Raw genomic sequence first — 15,109 nt, forward strand, 5'->3', positions numbered from 1 at the left:
GGGGCGGCGCCCAACGCTCGAAGCCGGGGTTGCCCACGGCTCGGCGAGTGAACCAGCGGGATACCGCGATGTCATTCAGACCATTGCTTGGTGACGGACGGGTTCGGAGCCAGGACGAGAAGTCGGAGCCCCTGCAAACCGCGTCATGGGTCAGCTCCTCGATCGTCTTCGACAACCGGCGGTGGGCGTGCCGGGAGGCGGAGCTCCGCTGGACAGCCCCTCATCATCTGATCGTGCTGACCGAAGAAGGCGGCACGTCCCAGACATCCATCCGGCACGAGGCACGATCCCTTTACGACGGAATGGACCGTCCCGGAGCCCTCACCTTCGTCCCGGCAGGCGCGGAACGACAGGGCTTCTATCGCGATGTAAACCTCTCCTATTCAGCCCTGTGGATCGATCCCGATATCGGGCTTCCCGGATGCGAACGCCTGAGGAACCTGCCTATACTGGTAAACAAGAAAGACGCGGTCGTCGCCACGCTGCTGAGTTCGCTTCGTGACGAGATGGCACTCGGCCACAAGCCAGACACTGCCTATGTCGAGCATCTGGTCGCCCTCGTCAGTCTCCGCGTGGCCAACCTGAGCCGGGAGCAACCGCGGTTTGTACGTCACGGCTGTCTCAGCCGCCGGGCACTTGGTCGCGTTCGGGATTACATCGATGCGCATATGAATTCCGACATTTCGCTAAGCGAGCTGGCAGCCGCCGCGGGCATGGCCGTCGACAGTTTTGCGCGTCGCTTCAAGGCGACGACCGGCCTTGCACCCTACGCCTATGTGATCGAGGAACGGGTGCGGCGAGCGGAGGTGCTGCTGCGCGAAACGGGTTTGTCGATCGGTGTCATTGCCTTTCGGCTCGGCTTCTCAAGCCAGAGCCACTTCACCACGACCTTCCGACGTCTGAGGGGCATGACGCCTCGTGCCTATCGGGTGAATTCTTCTCCAGAATCCTGATAGTGCCGCCGGTTTCTTGAAAGAAAGCCGCCGCCCGCACTCCCACCTCCAGTGTCGTTGGGTGACAGAACCCGAGGGTTCGCTCGGGTCAAGTTGCCGTCTGCGCTTCATTGCGGCTGGGAGATCATGCATGGCCAAAACGGGCAACAGGAGCGGGCCGACGCGTCGGATGGTATTGGAAGGCGGTGTTGCGACCGGGGTGCTCCTGGCTACCGGACTACCGGTTGACGCCGAGCCGGCCGAGACCGTCACGGCGGCTGCGTCGTCCTCACCACTACCGACGATGACGATGTCGTTACGGATCAACGCGAAGGATATTGCCATCGAGCTCGACCCGCGGACGACGCTGCTCGACGCCCTGCGCAACCATCTCGGCCTCACCGGCTCGAAGAAGGGCTGCGACCACGGCCAGTGCGGCGCATGCACGGTGCTCGTTGATGGGCGCCGGATCAATTCCTGCCTGACGCTTGCCGCAATGCATGAAGGCGACGAGATCACCACGGTCGAGGGCCTTGCCGAGGGTGACCGGCTGCATCCGGTCCAGGCCGCCTTCGTCGCCCGCGACGGTTTCCAGTGCGGCTACTGTACGCCAGGCCAGATCTGCTCGGCGGTTGGCATGCTGGGCGAGGCGCGGGCCGGCTGGCCAAGCCATGCGAGCGCCGACGTGGCAGCGGCTTCCGTCGCTCTCACCGATGCCGAGATCCGCGAGCGGATGAGCGGCAACATCTGCCGTTGCGCCGCCTATCCGAACATTGTCGCTGCAATCCGCGACGCGGCAGAGGAGGCATGAGCAATGCAGTCCTTCACTTATGAACGTGCGACGAGTGCTGAGCAGGCGGCGGCCGCAGTTGCGGCCCGGCCGGACGCCAAGTTCATCAGCGGCGGCACCAACCTGCTCGACCTGATGAAGCTCGAGATCGAGCGCCCAGCGCATCTCGTCGACATCAGCCGGCTGCCGCTTGATCGGATCGAAGAGACGGCGGAAGGCGGGCTTCGGGTCGGCGCCCAGGTCCGCAATAGCAATCTCGCCGCCGACCCGCGGGTAAGGTCGCACTATCCGATGCTCACGCAAGCGCTGCTGGCGGGAGCGTCCGGCCAGATACGCAACAAGGCCTCGACCAGCGGCAATCTCCTGCAGCGCACGCGCTGCCCCTATTTCTACGACCGCAACATGCCCTGAAACAAGCGCCAGCCGGGTTCGGGCTGCGCGGCACTTCAGGGCTTCAACCGCATGCACGCCGTACTCGGCGCGAGCGAAGCCTGCATCGCGGTCCATCCCTCCGACATGGCGGTCGCCATGTCCGGGCTCGACGCCAGGATCGAGACCGTCTCGCCCGGCGGCGAGACCCGCACGATCCCGATCGGCGATTTCCATCGATTGCCCGAGGCGACGCCCCAGGTGGAGACCGTGCTCGGCCACGGCGAAATAGTCGTTGCGGTGGCCCTGCCGCCACCACCGCCCGGCCGACAGCTTTACCGTAAGGTGCGCGACCGTGCTTCCTACGCCTTCGCGCTGGTGTCGGTGGCAGCAATCGTCGAGAAAAGCGGCGACCGTATCCGAAGCGCTCGAATCGCCATGGGCGGCGTGGCAGCGAAACCCTGGCGCGCGACGGAGGCGGAGCGCGCGCTGGCAGGCGCGGCGGCGTCCGACGGTGCCTTTAGCGACGCGGCCGAAGCCGCGCTCGCCGGAGCCGTCGGGCATGGCGCCAATGGTTTCAAGATCCCGCTGGCGAAACGGACGATGCGGCACACGCTCGCTGCTGCCGCCGAGAGTGCATGAGGTGATGCGATGACAGAGACGACGACCCCGAACCGCTGTTCCCAGATGCAGGCGCCGAGCAGGAGATCGATATGAAACTCACGCGACGCGCCGTTGCCGCCGCGGGTGGCGGCCTTCTCGTCTCTGCCGCCACAGCCTGGGGCGCCACATCCGATCCGGGAGCTCGTCACGGGCTCGAGGCCGCCGTAGACGCCTTCTTTGCCGGCTGGGCCTCTGGCGACTGGACGGCATTCCTTGACTGTTGCGATGAGACGATGACCTTCCAATTCCCTGTCGGCGAGCAACGAGGCCGACACAGACCGCCAGAGGGCAAACGGGCACTCGCAGCCTGGACCGCCGCGCATCAAGCGCAGGGGAACAGGATCACGAAATCGACCGTCGATCTCAAGCTCTTCGCCGCCGACTGGGTCATCGTCTGCGATCGCGGGAGCGGGACAATCAGTGGCGCGCCCTACACTGGCCTGCATGCGATCTTCATGCGAGCCGGCCCAACAGGGAGGCTGGTCGAGTTTCGCGAGTATTTCGGCGAGATCGCCGCGTGAGTTCCGGCCGCCGCGCGACGAACATAAAGGTGCGAGGAAGCGGCGTCGTCGCGGCCTCGATGCTTCCGAACTCCAGATGAAAAATCTTTAGGTGACTTATGAACGAGACCATACCCGGACTGCCCGGCTCCGCCACCCATTCAAGGGTGAAACCTCGTGCCGATGTTGGCATCATCGGGCGGCCGATCGACCGCATCGACGGTCCGCTCAAAGTGACGGGCGGCGCCACATACGCTTACGAGAATGAGCTGGATGGTACAGCCTATGGCTACATTCTCGGCGCCTCCGTCGCCAAGGGCCGCATCGCCGAGATCGACACGGCCGAAGCCGAACGGGCGCCGGCAGTGCTGCTCGTCATGACGCACCGGAATGCGCCGGCCCAGCCGGATTTCGGCCCAACGGTCACGCCAACGGTGCCGGAGGTCTTCACGCGCCCCCGGCCCGCGCTCAACAGCGATCGGGTACGGTATTACGACGAGCCGGTCGCGCTGGTCGTTGCGGAGACGTTCGAGGCTGCACGCGCTGCTGCGGGCCTCATCAGAGTACGCTACGACGAGGAGCCGGGCCTCTACGATCTACCGGGATATATCGCCGACGCCTACGCGCCAAAGCGGACCAATGCCGGCTTCGAGACCGACAGCGTGGTCGGCGACTTCGAGCGCGCCTTTGCGACGGCGCCGATCAAGATCGATTCCACTTACGGGACCCCCTTCGAACATCACAATCCGATGGAGCCGCATGCGACGCTTGCTGCCTGGTCAGGCAACGAGCTGACGATCCGTACATCGGCGCAGACCCTCGCGAACTTCCGGGCCGGGGTCGCCAGCACGCTTCGCATCCCGCTCGAGCGAGTGCGCATCGTCAGCCCCTTCATCGGCGGAGGCTTCGGCTCCAAGCTGATTGCCCATGCCGACACGATCCTGGCCGCACTTGCAGCGCAGGTGCTGCAGCGCCCCGTGAAGATCGCGCTGACGCGACAACAGATGTTCGCCAATGCCGGTCATCGCGCAGAGATGGTCCAACAGGTACGTCTCGGCGCGGACACTGACGGGCGGCTCACCGGGATCGCACACGATGTCTGGTCCGCAACGTCCAGCTTCGAGGAGTACTGCGAACAAACGGCAGTTTTTGCGCGCTCGCTCTACGCGGCGCCGAACCGTCTCACCCGCCATCGCCTGGTTCCGCTGGACATCAACCGCGGCGAATGGATGCGCTCTCCCGGCGAAGCGCCCGGCATGCTGGCTTTCGAATGCGCCATGGATGAGCTCGCCGAGCGCGCCGGTCTGGACCCGATCGAACTCAGGATCCGCAACGAACCGGCACAGGATCCCGAGCGCGGCGTGCCGTTCTCCACCCGCAATCTCGTCGCCTGCATGGAGGAAGGCGCCCGCCGTTTCGGCTGGGAGCGGAGAAACCCGACACCGGGCCGAACTCGGGAGGGCCGCAAGCTTATCGGCCACGGCATGGCGGCGGCGATCCGTCCGAACTATATCGGCGCGGCGACGGCGCGGGTTGCGATCGACCGGGACGGTCGGGTGACGGCGCGGCTCGACATGACCGATATTGGGACCGGCACCTATACGATCCTGACCCAGATTGCCGCCGAGAGCCTCGGCCTGCCGATCTCGTCCGTCAAGGTGGAGCTCGGCGACAGCCGCTTCCCGCGTACCGCCGGCTCCGGCGGGTCCTGGGGCGCAGCAAGCGCGGGTTCGGCCTTGTATAATGCGTGCAACGTCCTCAAGAAACAGATCTTGGAGGCGGCGCAGTCGAACGAAGCCTCGCAGTTGCGCGGCGCGAACGCCACCGAGGCAAGCTTTGCCGACGGCGAGGTCAGGGTCGGCCAGCGATCGGCGAGCCTGGCCGATCTTATCCGAGGGATCTCTCCCGACGGGCTCGAAGCCGAAGGCTCCGTAGCCGCGGGCGCCACCACCCAGTCATACAAGACCTATTCGCAGCATTCCTATGGCGCGCATTTCGCAGAGGTCGCTGTCGATTGCGATACCGGTGAAATCCGCATGCGCCGGATGCTGGCTGTGATCGGCGCGGGCCGTATCCTCAACGCCAAGACCGCGCGCTCGCAAATCATCGGCGGCATGACCTGGGGGATCGGTGCAGCGCTGATGGAGCAGACGGTGCTCGACCCGCGCTACGGCCATTTCGTCAATCACGATCTTGGCGAGTATCATGTGCCGGTCAATGGCGATGTCCCCGATATGGAGGTCGCCTTCCTCGAGGAAGACGACGACAAGGCCAACCCGCTTGGCGCAAAGGGTCTCGGCGAGCTCGGCGTGTGCGGTGCGGGGGCTGCTGTCGCCAACGCCGTTTACAACGCGGCCGGCGTGCGAGTGCGTGAATTTCCCATCACCTTGGACAAGGTGCTGCCTGCCTTACCGGTGATCGCCATTTGACGCTCTCCTCCCTCGCCCTCAACGGTGACCAGGTCGAAACGGATCGCTATTTCTGCGCCATCGACGACGACGCCGGTGGTTGACAGCGCTTTCCGGCCCTTCCATACAAACGCCGTCAATGTTCTCAGGGCGGGGTGAAAGTCCCCACCGGCGGTAAGGGTCTCGGCCCAAGCCCGCGAGCGCTCTCCGGTTAGCCGGAGGGGTCAGCAGATCCGGTGTGATTCCGGAGCCGACGGTCACAGTCCGGATGGAAGAGAACGAAATGGAAGACGGTCCGCTTTCGCGGTTCGGACTCCGTATCGTGCGTCCTGATTCTGGTTCGAAACGGAAGGATGGACCCATGAATCAGCATTCCCACAACGACTATGAAACGATCCGCGTTGCCGTCATTCGCGCGCGTTGGCATGCCGATATCGTCGACCAATGCGTTGAAGCATTCGAGGCGGAACTGGCGGTTCTCGGAGAGAAACGCTTTGCCGTCGATGTCTTCGATGTGCCTGGCGCTTATGAGATTCCCCTGCATGCAAAGACGCTTGCCGTGACCGGCCGCTATGCCGCTATCCTCGGCGCCGCGTTCGTCGTCAATGGCGGCATCTACCGGCACGAGTTTGTTGCAAGCGCGGTCATCGACGGCATGATGAATGTGCAATTGTCGACTGGCGTGCCGGTGCTTTCGGCGGTGCTGACGCCGCACAACTACCATGACAGCGCGGACCATCACCGCTTCTTCTTCGAACATTTCAAGGTCAAGGGCAAAGAGGCGGCCAGTGCCTGCGTGCAACTGCTGGCAGCACGCGAACACATCGCGGCGTGAAACCTCCACCGCCGGGTGGAAATCCCGGTAAGGCGCTGTAGTATCTCACGAAGCAGGAGGATGCCGGTGCAGACCAAGAAGATCATCAATGACGGCAATCGCTCCGTCGACGAGATGCTGGAGGGTATTCTGGCCGCGCATCCGCGCCACCTCAGAAGCGCGGACGGCAGTCCGCGCGCCATTATCGCCCGCGACGGACCGCGCCCAGACAAGGTCGGCCTTGTCATCGGCGGCGGCTCGGGCCATGAGCCGACCTTCCTCGGCTTCGTCGGCAAGGGGCTGGCCGACGCCGCCGCGATCGGCAATGTCTTCGCTTCGCCGCCGCCGGACCCGATCCTCGAATGCGCCAAGGCGGCCAGCGGTGGCGCCGGCGTGCTGTTCATGTACGGCAACTATGCCGGCGACGTGATGAACTTCGACATGGCCGCCGAAATGGCGGCAATGGACGACATCGAGGTGCGCACCGTGCTGACCACCGACGATGTCGCCTCGGCGCCGCGCGACCAGAGGCAGAAGCGGCGCGGCGTCGCCGGCAATTTCTTCATCTTCAAGGCCGCCGGTGCCGCATGCGACCAGATGCTGTCATTCGATGAATGCGAGCGTATCGCCAGGAAGGCCAACGATCACACCTTCACCATGGGCGTGGCGCTGTCGCCCTGCTCGCTGCCGCAGACCCGCCGGCCCAATTTCGAGATCGGACCGGACGAGATGGAGATCGGCATGGGCATCCATGGCGAGCCAGGCATCGCGCGCGGAAAGTTGAAAACGGCCGACGAGATCACCGACGAAATGCTGGACAAGGTCCTCGACGAGATGGCGCCGGCGCGCGGCGATAAGGTCGCCGTTCTGGTCAATTCGCTCGGCTCGACGCCGCTGATGGAACTCTACATCATGAACCGGCGGGTCAAGCAGAGGCTCGACGAGATCGGCGTTTCCGTCCACGCGACCTGGGTCGGCAATTACTGCACCTCTCTCGAAATGGCCGGCGCCTCGGTGACGCTGATGCATCTCGACGGCGAGTTGCAGGCGATGCTCGACCATCCTTGCGACTGCGCCATGTTCCGCGCCGGCTGAGAAAGCATCATGACCTCGATCGATTCAGTCGGCTTGAAAAGAATGTTCGATGAGATCGCGGCGACGATCGACGCCGACAAGGACAGGCTCTGCCAACTCGACGGCGTCATCGGCGACGCCGACCATGGCATCGCCATGGCACTAGGCTTCACTGCTGCGCGCGATGCACTAGCGCAACTCGACCTCGCGGCGACCGAGCCGACGGCGCTGCTCAACACTGCGGCGAAATCCTTCCTCAACGCGGTGGGCGCCTCGTCAGGCCCGCTCTATGCGACCGCCTTCATGCGCGGTGCCGCCGCCGTCAAAGGCAAGGCAATTCTGGAGGACGCTGACATCATCGCCATGCTCCGGGCGATGGCGCAAGGCATCCAGGATCGCGGCAAGGCCGAGCTCGGCGAAAAGACCATGGTCGACGCCTGGCTGCCGGCGGCGCAAGCAGCGGGTGCCGCGCAGGAAGCCGGCAAGAGCCTGTCCGAGAGCCTGGAGGCTGCACTTGCAGCGGCTGAACGAGGTGCCGAGGCGACCAAGGACATGATCGCCGCCAAGGGCCGCTCATCGCGGCTCGGCGAGCGCTCGCTCGGGCATATGGACCCCGGCGCCGCATCGGCCGTGACGATCATCAGAGCGATGTGGAACAGTCTGGCTTAACCCCGCTTCGCCGCGTCGAGCCTGTCGATCGCCTGGACATTGCCGGCCGATGGTCCCTTCTCATCGAATTCCGATGCAAGCCATGCATCGACGATCGACTTGGCCAGTTCCGGGCCGATAACCCGGGCGCCCATGGTGATGATCTGGGCGTTGTTGGATTTTGCCGCGCGCTCGGCCGAATAGGTGTCGTGGGTGAGTGCGGCGCGAATGCCGGGCACCTTGTTGGCGGATATGGATACGCCGATGCCGGTGCCGCAAAACAGGATGCCGCGATCGTTTTCGCCGTCCAGGATGGTCTGCGCGAGCTTCTGTGACAGGTCGGCATAGTAGCCCGACTGGCTGAGGTCGCTAACCGTGAGGCCGGGCTTGGTAGCGAGGTGAGCGGCAATGACGTCGAGCAGCGGCTTGCCGGCGCTATCAGCTCCAATGGCAATTTTCATGTTCCGTTTCCTTCCTGTTTGATGATTCAGATCGCCGCCGAGGCGCGCTTGAGGATGTCGATATAGCCGTCCGCCTGCCAGGCCGAGCGGCCGATGAACAAGCCGTCGATGTTGGGCTGGCCGACCAGTTCGGCGGCATTTTGCGGATTGACGCTGCCGCCATAAAGCACCGGCGGCACCACCGGCAGCAGGTCGCGTGCGATTTTCTTGATTAGCGCCTGCTGCCTGTCGGCATAGTCCGAACTGGCCGGCACGCCCTTGTCGCCGATCGCCCAGACGGGCTCATAGGCAAACAGGATCGTCGCCGCCTTCGCCGCGCCTTCGAGAAACTGCAGCGCGCCGTGCACCTGCAAGGCCAGCACCGCAGCGGCCTGCCCGCTGTCGCGTTGAGCCAAGGTCTCGCCGACGCAGATGAGTGGCACGAGACCGTGCTTCACCGCCGCCGCAGTCTTCAGCCCGACAGCCTTGTCGGTCTCGCCGAAATGCTCGCGCCGTTCGCTGTGGCCGAGCTCGACCATGTCGAGCCCGCAGTCTTTCAGCATGGCCGGCGAGATCTCGCCGGTCCAGGCACCGGCGTCGGCCCAATGCATGTTCTGCGCGCCGACCTTGATGCGCGTCGGCGACAGCGCTTTCTTGACCTCGCGGATCGCCGTGAAGGGCGGGATGACGAAAGGCTGGATGCGCTCGTCGAAACCGGGGACGAACTCCGCCAGCGCCTCGGCGAAAGCCAACGCCTCGGCGAGCGTCTTGTTCATTTTCCAGCTGGTGCCGACCCAATAAACCATACGTGCCCTCCTATTCTGCGATCACTGTCAGCGAAACGCCGGCACCATCCAGCGCGGCGCGCATCTGCGGCTGCGGCTCGCGGCCGGTGAAGACCGTGTCAAAGGCCTTGAGATCTGTCAGGAAGTGCAAGGCAGTGCGGCCGAATTTCCCATGATCGACCAGCAGATATTTGCGCGCTGCTGCGGCCATCATCAGCCGTTTGGTCTGGACCACTTCCTGATCCTGGTGAAAGGCAGAGGCACCATGGATGGCCGATGACGACATGAACGCGACATCGGCGCGCAATGATTTCAGCGTGTCCTCGGCGAGCAGGCCGAAGAAGCCGTGAAACTTCTTGTTGTATTGGCCGCCGAGCGCAATCAGGTTGATGCCGGCAACGCCCGCCAAATCCTGGATGACAGCCAGATTGTTCGAGATCACCGTCAGCGGACGCAGATCGGCAAGCTGCCGAGCAACGCCGCCCGCGGTTGAGCCGTCGTCGATGATCACCGTCTGACCCGGTTCGATCATCGTCACGGCAGCGGCGGCGATGCGCTTCTTCTCGTCGCCGGCCAGCCGCTGGCGGTAGCGGAAATCGCTCTCGAAAAGGCTGCTCGGCTGGATCGAGGCGCCGCCGCGCACCTTGCGCAGGAAGCCGCTTTCCTCGAGCTCGTCGAGGTCGCGGTGGACAGTCATCTTTGACACGCCGAAGCGTGAGGCAAGATCGTCGACACTGGCGGTGCCGATGTCCATCAGAAAATCCATGATGCCTTGCCGACGGCCGTCGCTCTTCATTTCCGCGGCTTCCTCGTGCAATCCGGTTCCGAGATATAACAGCAAACGTTGCACAAGCCACCAATTTTTTGTGATAATGTTATATCTCTATGGGATGTCATGACGCTTCTGGTCGCGTCCTGTAACAAGAATTGCTGCCGGCCGAGCGCCCAGCGGTTGCGGTGCCGCGGAAATCCGGCCAGAAGCATCAGGGGCTCGACGACAACCGAACGGCCCGCAAACACTGGCTCGAAACCGGATACGGGAGACTACTGAGTGGCTCGCATCACACTGAGACAATTGCTCGATCATGCCGCCGAATACGGCTATGGCGTGCCTGCCTTCAACATGAACAATATGGAACAGGGCCTCGCCATCATGGAGGCAGCCGAGGAGACCAAATCGCCGGTTATCCTGCAGGCCAGCCGCGGCGCGCGAGCCTACGCCAACGACGTGGTGCTAGCCAAGCTGATCGACGCGCTGGTCGAAATCCATCCCGATATCCCGGTCTGCATGCATCTCGACCATGGCAACAACGAAGCCACTTGCGTCACCGCGATCCAGCACGGCTTCACTTCGGTGATGATGGACGGATCGCTGAAGGAAGACGGCAAGACGCCGGCCGACTACGCCTATAATTCCGGCATCACCCGCCGCGTCGTCGACATGGCGCATTGGGGCGGCGTCGCGGTGGAAGGCGAGATCGGCGTCCTTGGATCGCTTGAGATGGGCGGCGGCGAGCAGGAAGACGGCCATGGCGTCGAGGGCGTCATCAGCCACGACCAGCTGCTGACCGACCCGGTGCAGGCCGAACAATTCGTGCGCGACACCCGTGTCGATGCGCTGGCCGTCGCCATGGGCACCAGCCACGGCGCCTACAAGTTCAGCCGCAAGCCGGACGGCGCTGTACTGGCCATGAACGTCATCGAGGAAATCCACCGCCGTCTGCCGAGTATGCATCTCGTCATGCACGGCTCGTCCTCGGTGCCAGAGGAGTTGCAGGAGATCATCAACAAATATGGCGGCCAGATGAAGCCGACATGGGGCGTGCCGGTCGAAGAGATCCAGCGCGGCATCAAGCACGGGGTGCGCAAGATCAATATCGATACCGACAACCGCATGGCGCTGACCGGCGCAATCCGCAAGGTGCTGACCGAGAACCCGAGCGAATTCGATCCGCGCAAATATCTGACACCGGCAATGGCCGCGATGCGGAAGCTGTGCAAGGAGCGCTTCGAGCAATTCGGCACCGCCGGCAACGCACCGAAGATCAAGCCGCTGCCGCTGTCGGAAATGGCCAAGCGCTACAAGTCCGGAAGCCTCGATCCGAAATTTGGCTGACGTATTCCGGTTCTGAGCAGGAGCTGCCTCAGCTCCTGCTCATCCGATCATGCTCGCGGCAAGAGATCGGCCCTGCCGGTCTCGATAAATGGTGCCCAGTAGTCGACCGACTCGCGGATCATGGCGATGACCTGGTGGTCGACGGGCTCGCGCTCGCGGAACGACAATTCGAGGCAGATCTCGTTGTCGACGCCGCCGCCGCGACGCACCGTCTGAAGGAGCTTTTCCGGCGTGATACGGCCGTCGTTGTTGTAGGTCGCAGTGAACGGCCAATGGCCGCCCTTGTTCATCGACGACTGCTTGACGTGGATGATCGGCGATTGCCTGGGAAAGGCTTCGGCCCAGGCATAAGGGTCGGTGTCCGCCGGATTGCTCGAGGTCACGTCGCCATGGTCGATGTCGACCATCATCTTGAGCGGGACGGCCATGCCGGCCGCTTCGATCTCGCGCTGCAGTGCCCGGCAGCTTTCGATCGTATGGCCGAATTCGCGGCCGACCGACATCGGCTCCCAGAACAGGTAGGTCAAGCCGGCTGTTTTGGCATGCTCGGCGACCTCGCGCCAGCATTCCAGCGCGATGTCGAAAAGCCGCGCGCGACGCTCAGGATTGTCGTAATCCCGGTGGGTGAAGATCGCGAATTGCGTGCCCATGCCCGCGGCGCCGAGCTCGGCCGAAACTTCTGAAAAGGTCTTGAACCAGTCGACGTAGTAGCGCCGCACGTCGGCATCGGGATGGCCGAAATGATTGAGCCGGCCGTAAGGGCCGGTCATCGCGGAGGTCACGCGCACACCGGTGCGGTTGAGCGCGGTGCGAAACAGGCGGAGGAATTTCGAGATCGTCGCCGCCGGCCAGCCGGGATTGACGAATTCATGCGTGAGCTGCACGTCGCGGATGCCGATGTCGTAGGCGATCGTATCGATCAGGTCGTCCGGCTCGGCAAAGCGGTTGACCAGCGGATTGGTGTTGAGCGAAAGCGTAAAGGCCATCAGCCGGCCTTTGCCAGCCGGCTCGAGCACCAGTCCTCGAAGGCTTCTCTTTCCGCGGCGGACAGATGCAGGCCGTGCTTGGTGCGCCGTTCGAGGACATCGGCGGCGGTCTCGGCCCATTCATGCTCGAACAGGTAATTGGCTTCGCGCTCGAAAAAATCCTTGCCGAAGCGCCGGCCCAGTTCGGCGAGCGAGGTGGCCGCGCCGACCAGATCGCGCGTCCTTGTGCCGTAGAGCCTGCCGTAATGCTTGACCAGCGATGCCGGCATCCAGGGAAATTCATGGCCGAGGTCGCCCAGAAACTGCTCGAAATCGGCATTGGCGATATCGCCGCCCGGCAGGTGCCCTTTCGAGGTCCACGGCTTGCCCATTTTCGGAAAGAACGGGGCGATACGGTCGAGCGCGTGCTCGGCCAATTTGCGGAAGGTGGTGATCTTGCCGCCGAAGACCGAAAGCAGCGGCGCCTGCCCAGCCGGTGCGTCGAGTTCGAATATGTAATCGCGGGTCACCGCGCTCGGATTGTCGGCATTGTCGTCATAGAGCGGCCTGACGCCGGAAAACGAGTAGACGACATCGCTTCGTGCGAGCTGGCGCTTGAAGTAGCGATTGACTGCCTTGATCAGGTAATCGATCTCGCTCGCATCGGCGGTCACGTCTTCCGGCCGCCCGTCATAGGGAATGTCGGTGGTACCGATCAGCGCCAGATCGTTCTGGTAGGGATTGATGAAGATCACGCGCTTGTCGCTGTTTTGGACCAGATAGGCCTGCCGCCCTTCCCAGAATTTCGGCACAACGATGTGGCTGCCCTTGACCAGGCGCACGTTGCGCCTGGAATTCTGGCCGGCGACGCGGTTGATGACGTCGTTGACCCAGGGTCCGGCGGCGTTGATCAGCGCCCGTGCCCGGACTGTGGTCCTGACGCCGGTTCGACCGTCGCGCATCTCCACCGACCACAGGCCGTTTTCGCGACGGGCGGCTATGCAGGCGGTGCGGGTGAATATCCTGGCTCCGCGCTCAGCGGCGTCGAGCGCGTCGATGACGACCAGGCGAGCGTCGTCGACCCAACAGTCGGAATATTCGAAGCCGCGCTTGAAGGCGTCCTTGATCGGCGCGCCTTCGGGCGCGGTGCGCAGGTCGAGCGTACGCGTGGCCGGCAGCCGCTTGCGGCCGCCAAGATGGTCGTAGAGGAACAGGCCGAGCCGGACCAGCCAGGCCGGCCGGTCATCGGGGCTGTGTGGCAGCACGAAGCGCATCGGCCAGATGATGTGCGGCGCCGATTCCAGCAGCACCTCGCGCTCGATCAGCGCCTCGCGCACCAGGCGGAACTCGTAATATTCGAGGTACCGCAAACCGCCATGGACGAGCTTTCCCGATCGCGAACTGGTGCCCTCGGCGAGGTCGTCTTTTTCGCAGAGGATGACCGACAGCCCCCGGCCTGCTGCATCGCGCGCAATGCCGGCGCCATTGACACCGCCGCCGATGACGAAGAGATCGACGATTTCGCTGTCACTGCTCATCTCACCTTAGGCCCCACCGTCAGCATGGGTTGACCGGCGGCAGACCGGCGATGAAGCGGCGCACTTCCTCGGCCGCCTGCTCGGCCGCGTAGGTCACGGTGCGTACCGACGCGCCGGCGATATGCGGCGTCAGCGTCACGTTCGGCAGTTGCAACAGCGGCCAGTCGGCAGGCACCGGCTCGACGGCGAACGTCTCCAGCATAGCGCTGCCGATCTGCCCCGAGACGAGCGCCTCGTAGAGCGCATCGTAGTCGACCAGCGGTCCGCGCGCGGTATTGACGAAGATTACGCCGGGTTTCATCCGGGCGATGGCGTTCTTGCCGATCAGGCCGCGCGTCTCCTCGGTGACCCGGGAATGCAGCGTGACCACATCGGAGCGCGACAGCAGATCGTCCAGCGCAACCAGTTCGACGCCGGCATTGCGGTCCTCGGCGCTCAATTGCACATAGGGATCGCAAACCAGGATGCGGCAGCCGAAGGCGCGCAGCAGGCGAACCAGCCTGGTGCCGATATTGCCGTAGCCGATGACGCCGACGGTCATTTCGTTGAGCTCGCGGCCGGTGCGATCGGCGCGGTAGAGATCGCCGCGCCATTCGCCCTTGCGCAAGGCTTCGTGACCGACGCGGATCAGCCGCGTTTCAGCGAGAATGGCGCCGATGGTGAACTCGGCCACGGCGCTGGCGTTGCGGCCGGGCACATTGACCACGGTGATGCCGTGGGCCTTGGCGGCGGCCATGTCGATGTTGATCGGTCCGCCGCGCGAGACCGCAACCAGCTTGAGCGTGGGCAGGCGCTGCATCATGCTTTCGGAGAGCGGCGCAAGCTGGGTGACGAAGATTTCGGCGTCGCCGATGAAATCCACCACCTCGTCGGGATCGCCGAAATACTCCTTGACCTTGTCCAGACCAAGCGCGGCATTGCCGAATTGCATCGGCTCGTCGGGCCAAGCGGTCTCAATGCTGCGGATGTCGAGGTTGTCGCCGCAGGCCGCCTCGATTTTCTCGCGAAACACTTCCGGAAGCATGAAGCGGTCGCCGATGATCGCAATTTTCTTGGGCATGCTCTTC

Annotated in this window: 14 protein-coding genes, 1 pseudogene and 1 riboswitch; of the genes and pseudogenes, 9 read left to right on the top strand and 6 right to left on the bottom strand. The window is 63.9% G+C overall.

Going from position 1 to position 15,109, the window contains the following annotated elements:
• The first annotated feature begins 68 nt into the window (after nt 1-68).
• The 8 genes and pseudogenes from NKJ28_RS05370 (at nt 69) to dhaL (ending at nt 8,219) form a co-directional block, all read left to right on the top strand.
• Nucleotides 69-953, top strand: coding sequence for a helix-turn-helix domain-containing protein (locus NKJ28_RS05370; protein WP_352590261.1), 885 nt, complete (start codon nt 69-71; stop codon nt 951-953).
• A gap of 130 nt (nt 954-1,083) precedes the next feature.
• On the top strand, nt 1,084-1,743 hold the full coding sequence (locus tag NKJ28_RS05375; protein ID WP_352634410.1) for a 2Fe-2S iron-sulfur cluster-binding protein: 660 nt from the start codon (nt 1,084-1,086) through the stop codon (nt 1,741-1,743).
• 3 nt (nt 1,744-1,746) lie between these two features.
• A pseudogene (locus tag NKJ28_RS05380) lies at nt 1,747-2,733 on the top strand (FAD binding domain-containing protein).
• Nucleotides 2,734-2,804: 71 nt separating this feature from the next.
• The gene (locus tag NKJ28_RS05385) at nt 2,805-3,275 is read left to right on the top strand and encodes a nuclear transport factor 2 family protein (protein ID WP_352634412.1); all 471 of its coding nucleotides are present in this window, start codon (nt 2,805-2,807) and stop codon (nt 3,273-3,275) included.
• A 98-nt stretch (nt 3,276-3,373) separates the two neighbouring features.
• The gene (locus NKJ28_RS05390; protein WP_352634414.1) at nt 3,374-5,683 is read left to right on the top strand and encodes a xanthine dehydrogenase family protein molybdopterin-binding subunit; all 2,310 of its coding nucleotides are present in this window, start codon (nt 3,374-3,376) and stop codon (nt 5,681-5,683) included.
• Between the two features lie 116 nt (nt 5,684-5,799).
• A riboswitch (FMN riboswitch) is annotated at nt 5,800-5,946 on the top strand.
• A gap of 77 nt (nt 5,947-6,023) precedes the next feature.
• Nucleotides 6,024-6,497: a 6,7-dimethyl-8-ribityllumazine synthase gene (locus NKJ28_RS05395; RefSeq protein ID WP_023676012.1), complete on the top strand. Its 474-nt coding sequence runs from the start codon at nt 6,024-6,026 to the stop codon at nt 6,495-6,497.
• Between the two features lie 66 nt (nt 6,498-6,563).
• Entirely contained in the window at nt 6,564-7,571 is a 1,008-nt protein-coding gene (locus NKJ28_RS05400) for a dihydroxyacetone kinase subunit DhaK (RefSeq protein ID WP_352569347.1), read from the top strand.
• Between the two features lie 9 nt (nt 7,572-7,580).
• Nucleotides 7,581-8,219 carry a dihydroxyacetone kinase subunit DhaL gene (dhaL, locus tag NKJ28_RS05405; RefSeq protein ID WP_352569345.1) on the top strand — a complete coding sequence of 213 codons (639 nt, stop codon included), beginning with the start codon at nt 7,581-7,583 and terminating at the stop codon, nt 8,217-8,219.
• Here the strand turns inward: dhaL and derI are convergent.
• From derI to NKJ28_RS05420, 3 genes are read right to left on the bottom strand one after another with little or no spacing between them, the layout of a single operon-like run.
• The gene (gene derI / locus NKJ28_RS05410) at nt 8,216-8,659 is read right to left on the bottom strand and encodes a D-erythrulose-4-phosphate isomerase (protein WP_023676015.1); all 444 of its coding nucleotides are present in this window, start codon (nt 8,657-8,659) and stop codon (nt 8,216-8,218) included. The two genes, dhaL and derI, sit on opposite strands and share 4 nt — an antisense overlap.
• A gap of 26 nt (nt 8,660-8,685) precedes the next feature.
• On the bottom strand, nt 8,686-9,444 hold the full coding sequence (locus NKJ28_RS05415; protein WP_352569344.1) for a triose-phosphate isomerase: 759 nt from the start codon (nt 9,442-9,444) through the stop codon (nt 8,686-8,688).
• Between the two features lie 10 nt (nt 9,445-9,454).
• Nucleotides 9,455-10,219, bottom strand: a complete 765-nt coding sequence (locus NKJ28_RS05420) for a DeoR/GlpR family DNA-binding transcription regulator (RefSeq protein WP_352569343.1) — start codon at nt 10,217-10,219, stop codon at nt 9,455-9,457.
• A gap of 255 nt (nt 10,220-10,474) precedes the next feature.
• Here NKJ28_RS05420 and fba point away from each other — a divergent pair, with 255 nt between their 5' ends.
• Nucleotides 10,475-11,539, top strand: a complete 1,065-nt coding sequence (gene fba / locus NKJ28_RS05425) for a class II fructose-bisphosphate aldolase (RefSeq protein WP_352569342.1) — start codon at nt 10,475-10,477, stop codon at nt 11,537-11,539.
• Nucleotides 11,540-11,586: 47 nt separating this feature from the next.
• Here fba and NKJ28_RS05430 read toward each other — a convergent pair whose 3' ends face one another.
• The 3 genes from NKJ28_RS05430 to NKJ28_RS05440 are packed head-to-tail and all read right to left on the bottom strand — an operon-like array spanning nt 11,587 to nt 15,102.
• Nucleotides 11,587-12,525, bottom strand: coding sequence for a sugar phosphate isomerase/epimerase family protein (locus tag NKJ28_RS05430; protein ID WP_352569446.1), 939 nt, complete (start codon nt 12,523-12,525; stop codon nt 11,587-11,589).
• Nucleotides 12,525-14,042: a glycerol-3-phosphate dehydrogenase gene (locus tag NKJ28_RS05435; RefSeq protein WP_352569341.1), complete on the bottom strand. Its 1,518-nt coding sequence runs from the start codon at nt 14,040-14,042 to the stop codon at nt 12,525-12,527. The genes NKJ28_RS05430 and NKJ28_RS05435 overlap by 1 nt, the downstream gene beginning before the upstream one ends.
• 19 nt (nt 14,043-14,061) lie before the next feature.
• Nucleotides 14,062-15,102 carry a 2-hydroxyacid dehydrogenase gene (locus tag NKJ28_RS05440; RefSeq protein WP_352569340.1) on the bottom strand — a complete coding sequence of 347 codons (1,041 nt, stop codon included), beginning with the start codon at nt 15,100-15,102 and terminating at the stop codon, nt 14,062-14,064.
• Between the last annotated feature and the right edge of the window lie 7 nt (nt 15,103-15,109).

Source organism: Mesorhizobium sp. M0145 (genome assembly GCF_040322355.1).
In the GTDB taxonomy this organism is placed as follows: Bacteria; Pseudomonadota; Alphaproteobacteria; order Rhizobiales; family Rhizobiaceae; genus Mesorhizobium.